Consider the following 14,895-nt stretch of genomic DNA (forward strand, 5'->3'; position numbering starts at 1 on the left):
AATGGCTTCGACCAACTCACTCGGCTCCACCACCGAAGGGCGGCCGTGGGACGAAAAGGTCAGCGCCGGCAGAATCCACTGCCGAATCATATCTTTGGAAAGGACTTCCATTGGAAAGACGAAAAGATGAGTGTCACACCTCAAATTTTGCCTTCTTTGGGGAGTCCTTTTACTTTCTAAACAGCTTCATTAAATAATAAGCTATAAATGCCAGACTAATACGAATTTATTCAGCGGTGTGTATTGAACTATCTACATTGAAGGAATAACATGATATACTGAGGTACCTGATTTGGGTAAGATCTTCAACAAAGGAAGATAGAAATTAGCTTTCAACACTTGTTGATTAGCCAATGTGTGCTTAGTTCAAGTACCGATAAGTAAGTATTATCGGTACTAAGCAGATTGCGACAGTGCGGTTTGCCGAGGGCAGCAATGCCTCGCCGGTGTTTCCGCTGCCCCCGACTGAAACACAGTTCCCCATCGCAGCGGTGGTTGGAGCAGCTACGGAATACGAAGATGACCATGCTTACGCGCAGGAGTTGGGGGCAGCAGTAATCATAATCCGCTGCTTTTGGTACAGGCGGTGGTGGCGCCATGCTCACCTGACAAGCGAAATTGGTAGCTTCACAACATGATTTCGCAATTTGTGGAGCAGTACCTAACCGGCCGCATCCGCTATACCCAGACCTCATTTCTGGAATTGGAAACGGCGACGGAAGTACACCGGATAGAGATGGTGGGCAAGTTCAGCTTCGGGCTGAAGCGCGGAACAGGCGGGCCACTGGCCTACTATACCGAGCACCCGCTGCTGCAGGGGTTCAACGCCCCGCACACCTGCCTCTACATGAACGCCCGGCCGATAGCGGCAGCAGATGCGGCGGAGCTGCTGGTGGCGCTGGAGCAGGAGCTCAATGGGCTGGCCGGGGAGTGGCAGAACCGGGTAAAGGGCTCCTGGCATCCGTGGTGGCGGCGTATTATGGCCCGCAACATAATGGGCGGCCAGGGAGTGCTGCTGGAGACGGTGCCCGTGTTTGCCGCCGAAGCGGCGGCCCGGGTGTGCGCCCGGCACGGGGTGGCCACCTATCTGTTTCCACGAATCAGCCACCAGCTGGCGCCCCGGCCTGAGCCCTACGCCCTGCTGCTGGCAGGCCCGAACTACGTGGTGGCTCAGGATTTCGTGGTCAGTACGCTGTGCAGTGCCTGGGCAAAATAACGGAGCGACAATGCGAGTACGGCTTTGAGGCCGGCGGCCTTACTTTTAGTGCAATCAAACTATCTACCCGTGACCGATCTGACGCGCTATATTGATAAACTGACCCGGCTGAAGGTGGCTTCCTCGACTGTTGGAGGAATAAAGCTGGAGGCGCCGTACAAGCCGGCGTTGCTGCTGGCCGTGCTGGAGGGCGTGGAGGACGGCAGCATCTACGGTAACCAGATCCGGATTACGCCCGAGCTGATTAGTGCCTTCAAGGTGTATTGCCGGCTGCTGAGCCCGGGGCCGGAATACTCAGCCTGTCCGTTTCAGAAGCCCTTCTTCCATTTGCAAAGCGGCGGTTTCTGGCACCTGCGGAGCCGGCCGGGGCGGGGGCTGGTGCTGACCTCTGGCCGGTCGCCACGCAGCTTCGGGCACCTGCGGGAGGTGACAGCGTATGCCTACCTAGACGCGGCGCTGTGGGAGCTGATGCTGCAGCCGCTGGCGCGGGAGCAGATCCGGCAGGCGCTGCTGAAGCGCTACTTCCCCCTGACGCGGCAGTTTTTCCGGCCGCGGGTCGGGGAGGAAAAGCTCGATGAGCTAGGCCGGCAGCTGTTGGAGGAGCCGGCGGCCAGCTACCGGCGGGAGGTGGACGTGACCGACGAAACGGAGGTGCTGGTGCGCAGCGCAGTGTTTGGCCGGGCGGTGCTGCGGGCCTACGAGTCGACGTGCGCCGTATCCGGGCTGCAACTGCTGAGTACGACCGGGGCGGCACCCCTGCTCGATGCCTGCCACATCGTGCCGTGGTCGGTGAGCCACGACGACGACATCGGCAACGGGCTGGCGTTGTGCCCGAATCTGCATCGCGCGTTCGACCGGCACCTGTTCTGGATTGACCCCGACTATCGGGTGCGCATCACGGAAGGCTTCGGGGAGCTGGGTGGGCACGCGTACGGGGTGCAGCAGTTTGACGGCCGGCAGCTGCAGTTGCCAAAGGTGCGGAAGTGGTGGCCGAAGCCGGAGAACCTGGCCGCCCAGCGGGAAGGCGGCCCCTGGTAGGCCGGCGGCTTAGTCCGGGAGCTGCAGGGTCAGGAACTCGTCGGGGCTATGGTCGTGGCAGTCGGCGACGATGAAGCCGGTCTGGGTGGCTTCGTTGACCTGGGACAGGATGTGCGGCTGGGGCGTGTGGCCCACTACCTGGATCAGGCCGGGCAGCAGGCCCCGGCTCAGGTGCACGGGGCGCACCCACAGGGGGCCGTCGACCCGGTCGCGCCCGCCGTTGTAGGCGGACACCTGCCAGAGCCGCTGCCGGCCCTGCTCCGAGGTAAGCAGCTGGTTGAGCGTGTCGGCCAGGGTGGCGGGGCGGACGGGCTGGCCCAGCAGCAGACGAATGGCCAGCCGGTTAACCTCCAGCCACATCTCGGAAACGCCCGCGTGGGTGAACAGGTAGGGGCCGGCCTGCCAGGCCACCTGGAACAGGGACTGGTGCGTTTTGAACAGGATGTGCAGGGCCGGGGCCAGCTGGGGGCGGAAGCCGGAGCACTGGAACGTGGGATAAAACAGGTAGGGGAAGCAGTGGTTACCCAGCAGCAGAATCACGCGCTCGGGCTCCCGCTCGCGCAGCAGCAGCACGTCGATGAAGTTGTCGAGCATGGGCTGGTCGGCGACGGTGAAGCTGTCAAGGTAGTCGCCGAGAAAGACCACCCGGTCAGCCGGGGCGGCGGCCGTCAGGAAGTTGGTCACCGGCTGGTGCCAGTTAGCGCGGCCGTGCAGGTCGGGAACGACGAGAATGCGCATGGTTCAAATTAGTCAGCAACGCAGAAAAGGAGTCCAGCAACGGGTTGCTCACCAAAAAGCCCTTGCTACTCACATGTAGCAAGGGCTTTTTCAACATACGCTTGACCCGAAACTAGGGGTTCACGTGCTTAAGCTTGAGGCGACGACGCTCCTGAGCTTGCTTAACGCGGCGGTGGATGGTTTCACGGGTGGGTTGAGGCTGCTCAGCAACCGACGTGTTTTCGGTCTTGGTGGTTTTCTTCGACATAAAAGGGGATGTTAAGGTCTGGCCTGATATACCCTTCCCTGGCATATTGGGTTTTACACAACGCCCATAAAATGGGCTGAATTTGAAAACTAGTGCTGCGAAATGCGCAGAATGCAGACTACCTAGACGAGGCCGTCAGTTTCGTGTCCAAGCCCCGTATCCGGCTGTTATTCAATCGAAATACGGCCAACACCCACTCATGCATATCATCAACTGACCAGCGTCGAAACGGCGTGTAGGCCGTTTGGATCAGCCTTGGCACGCTTCCTATAGTAACTGGAGCGTTAAACGTTGGCTTGCCAGTGAGTTGGAGCGCAACCCTCAGAGCAGGGTTTTGCTGGCTATATAGCCGGATGCAAGCGTAATGATGTGGCCGATCACCTCTTCGACTAATTATTGCAAGGCACCTTGTATTACCTGCACCTTATTTGATTGCCGAACTTTATCACGCAAAAGTGCCCCGTAGTCAGCCGCTGCCCGCTGGATAAGCCAGGCAACAGACGATTACAGGGTACTTTCATCAAGGGCAGATCTACTGGGCAGCCTGCTCCTCGGCGTTCGTCAGATCGGCCAGCGTCAGCTCTTGGGCGAATTCCTCCATCGGCGTGCGCACCTTTTTCATGTTCACCAGCCAGTCTTCCGACTCCTGCCGGTAGCCGAGCGGCAACAGCACCGCGCTGCGGTAGCCACTGCCTTTCAGCTGCAGCAAGTCATCGAGCTGGTCGGCGTTGAAGCCTTCAATGGGCGTAGCGTCCACACGCTGCTCGGCCGCCGCCGCAATGGCCATGGCAAAGGCAATGTAGCTTTGCTTGGCTGCGTGCTGGGCATGCCACTCCTGGCCCAGGGGCTCGTACATGGACCACAGGTTCTGCTTGTAGTCGGCCATGGTCTGGTGCGGCAGGCCGCGCTGGTCCATGGTGTAGTTGAAGACGCGGGTGATGCGCTCCTCGCTGTAGCCGTCCCAGGCCACAAACACCAGCAGGTGCGAGCAGTCCGTCACCTGGCTCTGGTTGAAGGATACCTCCCGGATCTTGGCCAGCAGCGCCGGGTCCGAGATAACCAGGATTTTGTAGGGCTGCAGTCCCGACGAGGACGGGGCCAGGCGCGCCGCTTCCAGGATGTAGTTCAGCTTATCGGCGGGAATACGCTCCCCATTCATTTTTTTGGTGGCGTAGCGCCACGTCAGGTCTTCGAGTAATGACATGTTGAAAGGTGTTTTCCTGGAATTAGATCCGGGGCAAAGGTAAAGGCTCTTGCTGACAAGCCGTACCTTTGGGACAAAAGGTAACCGGGACATCCGCGGCCCTCTGGTGACAACCAGGTAACCACTTCTTCCCATGCAGCAACACTCGGCCGATCATTCCTTCACGGGCGCCTGTGCCCATCGCATGCGCGCCATCGACGATACGCTCGATATCCTGAGCGGCAAGTGGAAACTCGCCATCATTGCCCGCCTCTGCCACCAGCCGATGCGCTACTCGGCCCTGCTGCGCGAGGTGACGGGCATCTCCGGCAAAGTGCTGAGCCGGGAGCTGCAGGACCTGGAAACCAACGGGCTCATTGTGCGGCACGTGGCCACGAGCAAACCCCTGACGGTTACCTACAGCCTTTCCGAAACCGGCCGCTCATTAACCGCCCTGACTGATAGCCTGGCGGAATGGGGCCTGGCCCACCGCGCCCGCATGATGCAGGCGGACAAGTAGCCCCCTGCTAAATTCTCTGGTCTATCGCTCAGGCCTGCGGGGACAATGCACGGAATCTACTGTTCATGCACCTGCTAGCGGAATAATTTACCCTGCCTGCTTTTAAGGAAGTATTCAGTCTGCTTGAACTGCCTATGGCTGGCCGACCACATGGCACACGAGAAGCGCATGCGACGCTTAGGGCATCTGACAGGCACGAGCGGATTAGCCCCAAGCTCCGTCTGTCCGTGCCGGGGCAGCACATTACGCTCTCCCTCCATCTTCTGCGTGACCGTTCGTCCACTTTCCCTAGCGAGGTCTGGATACGGCTATCATTCACATGTCCATGGCCGAAGTCTTACCATCCTTCTGAAACAGAGCAACGGGCAGTCGAAATGAGCAACCCTGGGCTACCACCACCTGCGGCCGTTCATGAGTTGCGGGTATTCAACACTGGTCGTAGTCTACGCCAGTTCGGAGCCATTGCAGCAACTTTGGAAGCTGCAAATATAGTCGTTCCGTAAAGCGCCCACAGTCGGAGAGGACTACAAGAAGCTGCATCCAGCAACCGTGAAAACCTTCCCTCAGGACTTCTGACGCACCATCATTCCTTACCAAATAATTCCCAACTTGTTTCCGGGATCAGGCACGTGACAACCTCCCGTCAGGACTATTGACGCGCTGTCATCTCTCACCAAAAAACTGACATTTTTTTTCCAGAATCTAACAAACAGTCCACGCTTTTCAGGACGATTCAGAGTCAATAAGACGGAGCCAAAGAGCAGTGCAAGGGATGACGCAGCACTATCCGGTTCAGCTACTATCTGAAGCGCTGGGAGCCGGCTAGAGCTCGAACTCCTGGCCCTTGTTCAGCTCGCGGATTTTCTCCTCCTCGCTGCGCATATCCTGGCTGCGGCTGGCTGGTTTGAGCGCGGCGGCCAGCTGGTTTATGCGCCGTTCGATGGACGGAATGGCGGAGGTGGCGGCCCGGCTGGGCTCCTTATTTAGGACGCGCTGCAGGCGGGCGCTCATGTCCGGCGGGGCCGATGCGGGCTGCCAGTTATCGAGCTGCGGGCCCGGCTGCACCCTGCCGGTTCGCAGGTACTCGATGGGCTCGCGGGTCAGGTTTCCCTTCTCGGCGTTGCGCTCAATCTTGCCCAGCCGGTTGTAGAAAACATTGTCAAACTTTCGCTCCCGGGCCGCGTCCTTGACCTGCTCCGGGTCGAGCTGGGCGGCGGCGGGGAGCTTGGAATTAAGGCGGGCCACCTGCCCGTCGAGGCGGTCGAGTTTCTTCTGCACCTGCTCGGGGGTGAGCTCCTTTTTGGGCCGCTCCCGGGCCCTGGCCTGAATGTCGGCCCCCCGCTTATATTCGAGCCGCTGCCGCCGGCCGGCCGCGCCTTTTTCCGCGCCCAGATTCACGCGCCCTACGGCCAAATCCATCTCCACGTGAACGGCGGACTGGAAGGAAACGCGGTTGAACCGGTCGGCCGCTCCCAGCGGGTTGAGCGTGATTTTCTGCTCGCGGTCCCGCGCACTGACCAGCACGTGAACGTGGGTCTGGTAGCCGGGCTTGAGCTCGCCCTGGGGCCCCTCGTCGTCGCCCCGGTTCTTGCGTTCGGTGTGAATGGTGGCGGCCCAGACCAAATCTTTTTCGCCCAGCTCCCGCCCGCCTTTGAGGTTGAAGTTGGCCGCGTACAGCTGCATGGCCGTCCGGGTGAACTGCTCCAGTTTCTGCGGGTCGTTGCCCAGAAGGGCCAGCTCCTCCTGGCTCGGACTCAGCACCAGGGAGTGAAATTTTACGGCGTCTTTGCCCAGCCCCTTATGGTTGTTGTCGAACATTTCCACCACCTGGTCGGCGCTGAGTTTGCCCGCTCCCTCGGTGCCGAAGAACTCGGCGCCGGGCTTACCGGATTCTCTGGCTTCCTTCTCCAGATAGTTCGTGGCCCGCCGGGCGGAGCCGTTGTTGGCGTACACTTTTCGCCCGTGAGTAGCGGGGTTCAGCACCTTGGCATACATGAGCAAGCTGGTAGAAAACGGGGGGAAGTTTGCGGCCCGGACTGAGCGAAAATCACGGCCCGGCTCCGGCATTTTTATTCGCCTGAGCAGGGGAAAGATGGCCCGGTATCAGCCGGATTATTTCCCGGAGCCGGGCGAGAAATTATGCCGGCTTTGGCGGCGAAACTGGCGGCGGCGTGGGCTTGGGTGGCACGGCCGAATTGGGCGGAACCAGGATGCTGGGCCGGATACTTTTAACGCGTTCGGCCAGCTTGATGCCCTCCAATAATTCGCGTGACTGGCGCACGACTTCTGCATCACGCAACTCAGCTTGCTCCCGATGAAGGGCCTGTCTGCTGGATAATGGCACCTTGCTTTCCGGCACCAAAACCTTCAGAAATTCCAGCAAATCGCTCGACATTCTCCGACTCGCCGTGCCATCAACTCCTCCACGAAGCACGCGCTCCATCAGCGGCCACAGATACTGCGACTCGGTGGCGGATAGTTTGCTCAGCAGGTTTTCTTCGATGCGTTCCAGATACACATACAGCGCGTTCTGCTCCCCGCCCAGGTGGGTATAAAGGTTGCGTTCCAACGTGCGCCAGATGGCCACCAGCCGGTTGCCAATGTCCGCACTTTGCTTGCGCGCCCCCTCCTGCAACGTGTCGATTTTCAGCGACAACATCGCCAGCTTCTCCGCCATTTCGGGTAGCGTTACCTCGTGCGGCAGCGTTGGGTCAAGGCCTTGACTGGCGAAGAAACGGACCGCTGCACTGGCATAAACCGTCTTGCTTATCTTGAATCCCTTGGCTGCTTTCTCTAGCTGGTGGAACACTTCTTTTTCTAAACCGATGGTACTGGTTTCGCCATGTACGACCTTGCGGCCAGGCTTCTGTTGCTCTTTTCGACGGGCTGGCCGTTTCGGCTCATTGGGGGTCTGCATAGGTGTCTATTTCAAAGTTTATGTGTTGTATTGCAGGCAATTATGTAGTATTTTGAAATATAATGTGTAACTGCTTGATAAATGCACGCTAATTTCAGGTAAAAAACGGCTCTATTTCAATACTTATATGGTGAAAATCAGATACATACAGCATATTTTGAAATAGCTAACTATGTTATCCTTTGATAATCAGCGCGGTAGCGCGCCCGGTAGGGCTCCCTCTGGCTGATTAGAGCTATGGTTTCGTGAAGTCGGTCCTGGTAAGCACCCACCGTTAGTCGTAAGGTATGCTCCAGGTCGGTAACTATCACTATGCTAGCGCTACAGACGCGTACTTTTTTGCGCACGTTTTTTTTGCGCTACTGCTGCCACTTCGCAGCATCTGCCGAGTCCTTGCCGCCTGGAATTGCGGCGAGTTCCCTACGTGCCTTCCCTACGCTTTCTACTGCCCACCTCGCGGCTACTTCACTCCCCCCGGCCCACAATCTGCCGGCTCCTTTCCCTATGCCGGCCTCAGCAAACCCCAGCTGCATCCTACGACCTTCAGCTACTCTTTAGCTGCTCCCGGCCGCGAATGAATCTGTAGTGGCTCTGTTGCTCACCTGAGCTGTTTCTATCACTCAGCTACTACTCCCTTCCCAAATGGCTTTCGTTCTCATCGAGCACTGAATTTCCAATTAGCCGTTCGATTTTTCGCCGCCACTTTCGCCGCCACTTTCGTCGTGGTTTGGTTTTCCAATTACAGATTTGCGGTTGCTTTCTGCCTGGTGAATCAGATGGCAGTGGGGGAAAAAGAGTAGGCGTCCCTCTGCGGTTCTTCTGCCTGGCAGCTCTCGCATCCCCGCTCCACCAAATTACTTTCTGCTCAGTCCGACATTACCGGCTGAAAGAATAGACGTGTTGCGATTGATGGATCAAGGGGTTAGGTGAAAATTCCAGAGGCCGGCGCACACTTCCAGCAGGTCGTCGTAGCGTTGGAAGTCATGCAGGCGGAGCCGATCGGAGAGGATGCGGTAGCGCTTGAGCCCGCCGATGCTGTGTTCGATGCGTACGCGCTTCTGGGCTTGGCGGCGGTTTTGTTGGCACTGTTTAGCCGTGAGCTCTGCGCCGCAGGGCTTCCTGTGGGGCAGCCGGACCCGGCGGGCGGCGTAGGTGTTGGCAAAGCCCAGGAACCCCAAGTCCAGGCGCACGGTGAAGGGCTTGAACCAGTTCTGCTGCGGCGGCAACACGGTTTTGAGCAGCGTGAAGTCGTGGGTGCGGCCTTCGTAACAGGGACTCACGTAGCCGATCCAGCGGTGCTGGTCGCTGATGAGCAAGGCTTTGACGGTGTGGGCTTTTTTTTACCGCTGTACTGGCCGCGCTGCTGCGTTTTGTCGCCCGGCCGCTGGGTGCGCTGTTCGGTGGCGTCGAGCAGCAGGGGGCCGCGCTTGGCGAAGTAGCGGTGAAACTCGGCCGCGGTCTGAAACGTGCGTTTGGGGGCGTAGCCGCCGGCGTGCAACGCCTCTTTCAGCACGGCGATGCCCACCTCTTGCTGGCGTTGGGCATTCGAGCCATCCAGGCCGCACACCAACCCAAGCACGTCGTAAGTCAAGCCCGATTTGAGGCTGAACAAGGTAAAAAACAGCAGCTCTGTTTCGTCGGCGAACGTCGCCCCGACTGGGTTGATAGTCAGGCGCTCGGCCATCGGCGCGCCGTACAGACGCCGGTAAGCCGCCGCAAACAGGGGAACCAACGCGTGGAAACGCACCTCATCCAGGCCGGTGGCCGCCCGCCATTGCCGCACACTGCGCAGCTCGGTCACGGATAGTTTCATGCCCAAAAGTACCTGTACCCAATCGCAACAACTCTAATTACTTTCGTCCTAACCTTTTTCTATTTCACCTCAACTAACCGACCATGGACGCGACTACTTCCGGCTCCGAAACTACTCCGGCCCCGAAGAAAAGCTCCGCAAAAAAACCGGCCGACACTTCCTACACCCCGAGCAAAGATTTGGCTAAACTCCTGTCGCTGGCCTCCCACATGAGCGACACCTACGGCCCGGCTCTGACCCCGAATCAGATTATTGAACAAGCGGTGGTCAAGCATCTGCTCGACCTCAAAAAGAAGAACAAGCTCGTGCCCACCAGGCAGCTCGAAGATTTGGATTCCATGCTCAGCGACCAGGCCTAACCGCTGCTCCTTTTGCCGGGTTCTTCCGCGGCCCCGCCCTCAACCAAAAGCCCACGCCTCCCTTAAAGAGGACGTGGGCTTTTTCTTACCGGTACTGTCTGGCGCTTCGGTTTTTTACGCTTCGGTTTTTTACGCGCCGGGCTCCATCACCACTTGCCGCTCGACCTTGACCGGCTCCTTTTCCGCTGGGATTTTCTGCCCGGCTGCACTTTCTTTCTCGGCCGGCACCAAGTACACCTGGACGAAATAGTTTCTCAGCTGCTCATCGTAGTAATACAGATACAGCTCCCCGTGGCCGGTTGGATTGGCCTGGGTGATTTCGAAAACCTGTTGCAGAAAATCAGCCAGCACCTTTGGATGCCCCGCCACCACGATGCTCACCATCTGACCGCTCTGCAGGTGGTCGAGTGCTCTTTGCCAGTGCTCGGTTTTCTGCACTTCATGGCTGGTAGTATCGACTCGCTCACAAAGCCAGCCCTGGGTATCGAGTGGCAGGGGTACTTGTTCGATTAAGGAAAACAGCGTCGCCTTTCTCCCAACTGTTTCCGCTTTTTCTAGCCCGCCTGCCAGCTGCCGTCCCCTCCCCTTCCTCACCCATCAGGCTGGTCCGCTGCTGCTCTTCCCGCCAAGATCTGCCGTCAAGTCGGTCACGCGCAACTCCTGCGTCCGCCCCGGGCTTAGCAGTATCCCTCAACTGCCGTTCGCATTCCATCGCCCAGTTGTCCGGCTCGCCTCGTGGGAGGCTCTAACGATTAGTCCGCTGCTTTTATACTCGTCGTGAAGTAAAAAGCGAAAATGGGTAGTAGCTTGGCGCTATGAACGTCACGTTGACCGAAGCCGAGCGCCAGCACTTACGGCAGCTGCAAAAGCAGCAGCGTGACGATGCGGGCTACGTGAAGGTGACGGTCATTTTACTGCTCGACAAGGGGCGTTCGGCCGGCAGCATCGCCGACGATCTGGGCCTGGATGATGGCACGGTGTACCGCTATGAGTAGGCCTGGCAGCGGCTGGGCCTGGACAAGTACCTGCTCCACGAGGCAAGCACGTACTGGGGCCTGTTGCCCTCGGCCGGACTGGCCGCCCTGTGCCGACAAGTCGAAGTGTGCCTCTACTCCGATGTGCGGGCCGTGGGCACCTGGCTCCAGAGCCACTGGGGCGTGCGTTACTCGCGCTCGGGCCTGACGCAACTGCTGCACCGGCTGGGCTTCAGCTACAAGCTCACCACGCCCGTGCCCTGCGAGGCCGATCCGGTGCGGCAGGCCGCCTTCCTGGCCGAGCAACTGCGCCCGCTGCTGGAAGAGGCCGAAGCCGGCCAGGCCGTGGTCTACTTCGCCGATGCCGCCCATCCCACCCACAACACGCGCTCCACCCGGGTCTGGACCCGCACCGGGCAGCCTCGGCCGCTGCCTACGGTCAGCGGGCGCGAGCGGGTGAACCTGAACGCGGACCTCAACGCGCACTGCCCCACGCAGGTGCACCTGCACGAAACCGACTGTGTGAATGTGCAGCGCACGAAGGTCTTGTACGAAAAGCTGTTGGCGGCTCACCCGTGCGACAAACCGATCTACGTCGTCTGTGACAACGCGCGCTACTACAAAAACAAGGCCCTAACGGCCTAGCTGGCCGGAACGCGGCTGGTGCAAGTGTTTCTGCCGCCCTACTCGCCCAACCTGAACCTGATCGAGCGGCTGTGGAAGTTTCTGCGGCAAAAGCTTATCAATCCCTGTTTCTACCGCACCAAAGGAGCGTTTCGCCAGGTCGTGCTTGGCTTCTTTGACCGGCTCGACGAGGTTGGCCAGCAACTCGCGTCCTTATTCTCCCTCAACTTTCACCTCTTCCAGTCGCAGAACACTCTGTGATGGGTTTAGCCTGGGGCTATGCCAACCCTGGCTTGCTCCAGGTGGTGGAGCAGCAAAAAGCAGAACCGCCTGCAAAGGATGATACCGCTCACAGCAGCGCCACCCGGTAGCTGATTGGGCGACTGGGACCGGGCCATTGCTATCGTACGCCCCGTTCTAAGCGCCGGCAGTACCTACCCGATGCCCCCTGTTACCGTCGGCCAGCCTCCCACTGATGGTGGCCATATCAGCACTGTCGGCAACGGATTAGCCCCCCGCTTGCGGCAGCGTTGACCCATAGTCACGAGGCAGCGTGTAATTCCGTTGCTCGCCTGCTGCTGCTGGGCGAGCGGTAAAAGTGGCTGGCTTTTATCTGCCGAGGCGCCAGCATTTATGCCGGCAGTTTTCAACCGGCCGGCCGCGTGGTATCGTCCCGGCCTGTGGAGCGGTTGCGACGTGGCCGGTCCGGGTGACGGGTCTGCAGCAGGCCCAGGTCATGGCGGATACTGACCTGATGAAAGAGGTCAGCTAGAAGTTGCTCGGGAGACATCTTCAGCAAATCGGCCAGTCCATAAACACTGGCCATCGACAGCCGCTCCGGCTGGGTAATGGCCCTACGGAGCGTTTTGGCGGCGATGCGCATGGCCCCGGTCATCTCCCGGACTGTTAGGCCACACGTGCCGTCAGCCCGGGAATGGGACGTAATCAGTTCTTCCAACAGACGGCCCGACGGCGTGGGGCCGCGTTTAAGGACGGGCTTTCTAGGTGGTTGGGGGGCGTTAGCAGGATCTGGGGGCAGGGAGTCAGCACTCATCTGTCTGGAGAGTCAGGTAATGGGGTAAATATCAGTCATTGTAGGTAAGCCGTTATCATAGCGTTCCTGTAAGCAAAGACCGGCGAGGCGAGTAAACGGAAGACAAGCCCAGTAGCCTCTGTCGCATTATCTACGGGGACGAGCGGGGCGGAAAAGAGCGCTCACCCAGTCCCCCTGGGTAGGGCCGGTTGAGGCGATTCAGGCGAGCCATTATGCTGGCCGAGCCCGGGACCTGGTCGGTTGGCACAGACTTGTCGGGGAAGTAACGGCCATCGAACACGCGGGTCACTTGCTCAGCGACCCCGTTGCCGGCCACCAGCTTGAAGATGAGCGCACGTGTATAGATGCCGTAGGCCAGTGGATTTTGCTCCAGCTCCGCCAGCGCCAGTACGCCCATGTACCCCAAGTCAATATGCCTACGGGCCAGGTAAAGTGCCTCCGGGACGTATACCGGCTGCTCGGGTCGGGGCATCTCTGGCGTGCCGGCCAGATACTGGATCAGTTGTTCCTTCTCCGGTTGGCCGAGCGAGACGTCTTGGTGGTCTGGCTCCACCCAGAGCGTTGGCTGCAATGTCTCCAGCGCCTCGGCCCACCGTGGCCAAGGTATGCTGGGGAAGTAACTGGCAAACGCCTCGGTGACGCTGGCCAGCGCCAGCGAGCGTTGCTCGAAGGTGGCATCCGCATAGGCGAGCTGCTCATGCGTGGCGGCAGGCCTATCCAACTCGTCCGGGTCTTGTGGGTGGGGTTCGCTCCCCAGAGCGAGCGAGGCAGTCTCCACGGCTTGATCCGTCTCTTTGACCAGGGTAGACTCCGGCCCTGCTGGTGGCGCCGGCTCCCTGTTAGCGGCCGTGTCAGAGGCCGCCGGGCGGATACGTCTTGCACGTGGCTGGGGCGTGTAAGCTATGGGGGTACCTTCCCGTTGCAGGCGGATTTGGTAAGCAACGTCAGCAACGAGCTGCCCGGGTGCGACGCCTATCAGCTTGGCCAAGCCAAAGAAGCTGGCCATCGACAAACGCTCTGGCTGGTCGATAATCATCTTAAGCGTTTCGGCAGCGATATGCATCGCCGCGGTGAGTTCGCGCACGCGCAGCCCCCGACCGCCATCAGGACGTTCGTACTCCTCGATAAGTTGCCGAAGCGACCGGCCTGAGGGCTTGGGCAAACGGTGAAGCGGGATGTTTTTACCCAGGTTCTCACCAGTGCTTTCTGGAGGTAGTTCAGAATTCATATGCTCAGGTGTGTTATCGTGGCTGGCAGCCCTGTGCCCGGGACAGTCTTTACTGTGAGTGGTGACTATCCTCTGGAATAAGTTATGCGGCAAGTTAACCCTTTTGTTGCCTATTGACAACAAAAATCGGTATAAATTCCCAATAGCTTGCCGCTTGTATGGACGGCGACCCGGTAAAATCCTTTGGATTGGTTATTAAGCGGATACGCAAAGCTCAGGGACTTTCTCAGGAGTCATTAGCGACAGATGCAAATCTGGATCGAGCGTTCATCTCCCAAGTAGAAAATGGACGTAAGCAGCCTTCATTGCTCACTATTTTCCGTTTGGCTGACGCCTTAAAATTGAGTGTATCTGACCTGCTCAAGCAAGTGGAAGCCGTTTTAGCAGGTAGCTGAAGGGCTGCTATAGCGGCTTGCCTTCCTAACCTTGCACCGCTTCCTCATAGATTAGAAGTCCCCACAGGTCGGAGATTTTCCCCACTCCACCCTACTATTTTTCTGGTCGTGCGAAAATTGCATCTGAAGCCACTTCTGTCGCCGCAATTATTCCACTTCAGCCAAGTCAAATAGTGCGTTTTGGCCCTGGAAATTGACAGCAACAGCTAGGCAATAAGTCAGATCTGAAAAAATAATAGGGTAGAGTAAGCCTATTGTTGATTGGTTAAACGAAGGGGCTTTAGTCCAAGCCTATCGGGTTGCTTTCGAGCCATAAATGGCACCCTGAACGCCGGGCACGCTCCCGGCACCGGCGGACCCTGGTGCCGCCACATGGTCGGTTGCAGTAACCAAGTGCCGCGTGCCGGCGCCTGGTCGTGCTACGCAAACCCTGATGCTTGTGCTGCGGGGCTGCTTCCTATGCTGCCGATTGCGGCTGGCAGGTACTAGGCGCTGAGCAGCGACGCAGGACCGACGAAGCACTGGGCCGCAGAAGGCCTATTTCCGGCCCTTCCTGACCGGGTCTTCGCAGCACGTTCACAAAACCAGC

The 14,895-nt window shown here is 58.9% G+C and carries 16 protein-coding genes and 1 pseudogene; 7 read left to right on the plus strand and 10 right to left on the minus strand.

The features are described from left to right. The first annotated feature begins 634 nt into the window (after positions 1-634). Together KLP40_RS18795 and KLP40_RS18800 are read left to right on the plus strand one after the other, a co-directional pair. The gene (locus KLP40_RS18795; protein WP_215595379.1) at positions 635-1,216 is read left to right on the plus strand and encodes a hypothetical protein; all 582 of its coding nucleotides are present in this window, start codon (positions 635-637) and stop codon (positions 1,214-1,216) included. 69 nt (positions 1,217-1,285) lie between these two features. After that, positions 1,286-2,254 (plus strand): HNH endonuclease, encoded by a 969-nt coding sequence (locus tag KLP40_RS18800; protein ID WP_215595380.1) that lies wholly within the window; start codon positions 1,286-1,288, stop codon positions 2,252-2,254. Between the two features lie 9 nt (positions 2,255-2,263). On the opposite strand, the gene KLP40_RS18805 is transcribed toward KLP40_RS18800, so the two are convergent. The 3 genes from KLP40_RS18805 to KLP40_RS18810 all read right to left on the minus strand — a co-directional run bounded on the left by KLP40_RS18805 (position 2,264) and on the right by KLP40_RS18810 (position 4,443). Then, positions 2,264-2,992, minus strand: a complete 729-nt coding sequence (locus KLP40_RS18805; RefSeq protein WP_215595381.1) for a metallophosphoesterase — start codon at positions 2,990-2,992, stop codon at positions 2,264-2,266. A 112-nt stretch (positions 2,993-3,104) separates the two neighbouring features. Beyond that, positions 3,105-3,239, minus strand: a complete 135-nt coding sequence (locus KLP40_RS21470; RefSeq protein WP_262898969.1) for a hypothetical protein — start codon at positions 3,237-3,239, stop codon at positions 3,105-3,107. Between the two features lie 532 nt (positions 3,240-3,771). Further along, positions 3,772-4,443 (minus strand): nitroreductase family protein, encoded by a 672-nt coding sequence (locus KLP40_RS18810; protein WP_215595382.1) that lies wholly within the window; start codon positions 4,441-4,443, stop codon positions 3,772-3,774. Between the two features lie 133 nt (positions 4,444-4,576). Here KLP40_RS18810 and KLP40_RS18815 point away from each other — a divergent pair, with 133 nt between their 5' ends. Next, positions 4,577-4,942 carry a winged helix-turn-helix transcriptional regulator gene (locus KLP40_RS18815; RefSeq protein ID WP_215595383.1) on the plus strand — a complete coding sequence of 122 codons (366 nt, stop codon included), beginning with the start codon at positions 4,577-4,579 and terminating at the stop codon, positions 4,940-4,942. Between the two features lie 822 nt (positions 4,943-5,764). Here KLP40_RS18815 and KLP40_RS18820 read toward each other — a convergent pair. From KLP40_RS18820 to KLP40_RS18835, 4 genes are all read right to left on the minus strand, one after another. Next, positions 5,765-6,937 (minus strand): DUF5712 family protein, encoded by a 1,173-nt coding sequence (locus KLP40_RS18820; RefSeq protein ID WP_215595384.1) that lies wholly within the window; start codon positions 6,935-6,937, stop codon positions 5,765-5,767. Between the two features lie 142 nt (positions 6,938-7,079). Beyond that, on the minus strand, positions 7,080-7,859 hold the full coding sequence (locus KLP40_RS18825) for a hypothetical protein (protein ID WP_215595385.1): 780 nt from the start codon (positions 7,857-7,859) through the stop codon (positions 7,080-7,082). Between the two features lie 914 nt (positions 7,860-8,773). Then, complete coding sequence (locus tag KLP40_RS18830) at positions 8,774-9,175, minus strand: transposase family protein (RefSeq protein ID WP_215595386.1); 402 nt, start codon at positions 9,173-9,175, stop codon at positions 8,774-8,776. After that, the gene (locus KLP40_RS18835; RefSeq protein ID WP_215595387.1) at positions 9,136-9,672 is read right to left on the minus strand and encodes a hypothetical protein; all 537 of its coding nucleotides are present in this window, start codon (positions 9,670-9,672) and stop codon (positions 9,136-9,138) included. Before KLP40_RS18835 ends, KLP40_RS18830 begins: the two co-directional genes overlap by 40 nt. Before the next feature lie 83 nt (positions 9,673-9,755). On the opposite strand from KLP40_RS18835, the gene KLP40_RS18840 reads away from it, so the two are divergent. Further along, on the plus strand, positions 9,756-10,031 hold the full coding sequence (locus KLP40_RS18840; RefSeq protein WP_215595388.1) for a hypothetical protein: 276 nt from the start codon (positions 9,756-9,758) through the stop codon (positions 10,029-10,031). A 129-nt stretch (positions 10,032-10,160) separates the two neighbouring features. Here KLP40_RS18840 and KLP40_RS18845 read toward each other — a convergent pair whose 3' ends face one another. Further along, on the minus strand, positions 10,161-10,469 hold the full coding sequence (locus KLP40_RS18845) for a hypothetical protein (RefSeq protein ID WP_215595389.1): 309 nt from the start codon (positions 10,467-10,469) through the stop codon (positions 10,161-10,163). Positions 10,470-10,846: 377 nt separating this feature from the next. Between KLP40_RS18845 and KLP40_RS18850 the strand changes: the two genes are divergently transcribed. Together KLP40_RS18850 and KLP40_RS21685 are read left to right on the plus strand one after the other, a co-directional pair. After that, a complete protein-coding gene (locus KLP40_RS18850) occupies positions 10,847-11,026 on the plus strand; it encodes a hypothetical protein (RefSeq protein WP_215595390.1) in 180 nt (59 codons plus the stop codon). Between the two features lie 132 nt (positions 11,027-11,158). Next, positions 11,159-11,890, plus strand: a pseudogene (locus tag KLP40_RS21685) (IS630 family transposase). A gap of 385 nt (positions 11,891-12,275) precedes the next feature. Here the strand turns inward: KLP40_RS21685 and KLP40_RS18865 are convergent. Together KLP40_RS18865 and KLP40_RS18870 are read right to left on the minus strand one after the other, a co-directional pair. Then, the gene (locus tag KLP40_RS18865) at positions 12,276-12,512 is read right to left on the minus strand and encodes a hypothetical protein (protein ID WP_215595393.1); all 237 of its coding nucleotides are present in this window, start codon (positions 12,510-12,512) and stop codon (positions 12,276-12,278) included. Positions 12,513-12,813: 301 nt separating this feature from the next. Continuing rightward, a complete protein-coding gene (locus KLP40_RS18870; protein WP_215595394.1) occupies positions 12,814-13,911 on the minus strand; it encodes a hypothetical protein in 1,098 nt (365 codons plus the stop codon). A gap of 158 nt (positions 13,912-14,069) precedes the next feature. Between KLP40_RS18870 and KLP40_RS18875 the strand changes: the two genes are divergently transcribed. After that, positions 14,070-14,306, plus strand: a complete 237-nt coding sequence (locus KLP40_RS18875) for a helix-turn-helix domain-containing protein (protein WP_215595395.1) — start codon at positions 14,070-14,072, stop codon at positions 14,304-14,306. Positions 14,307-14,895: the final 589 nt, after the last annotated feature.

It is taken from the genome of Hymenobacter piscis (assembly GCF_018760735.1).
Classification (GTDB): Bacteria; Bacteroidota; Bacteroidia; order Cytophagales; family Hymenobacteraceae; genus Hymenobacter; species Hymenobacter piscis.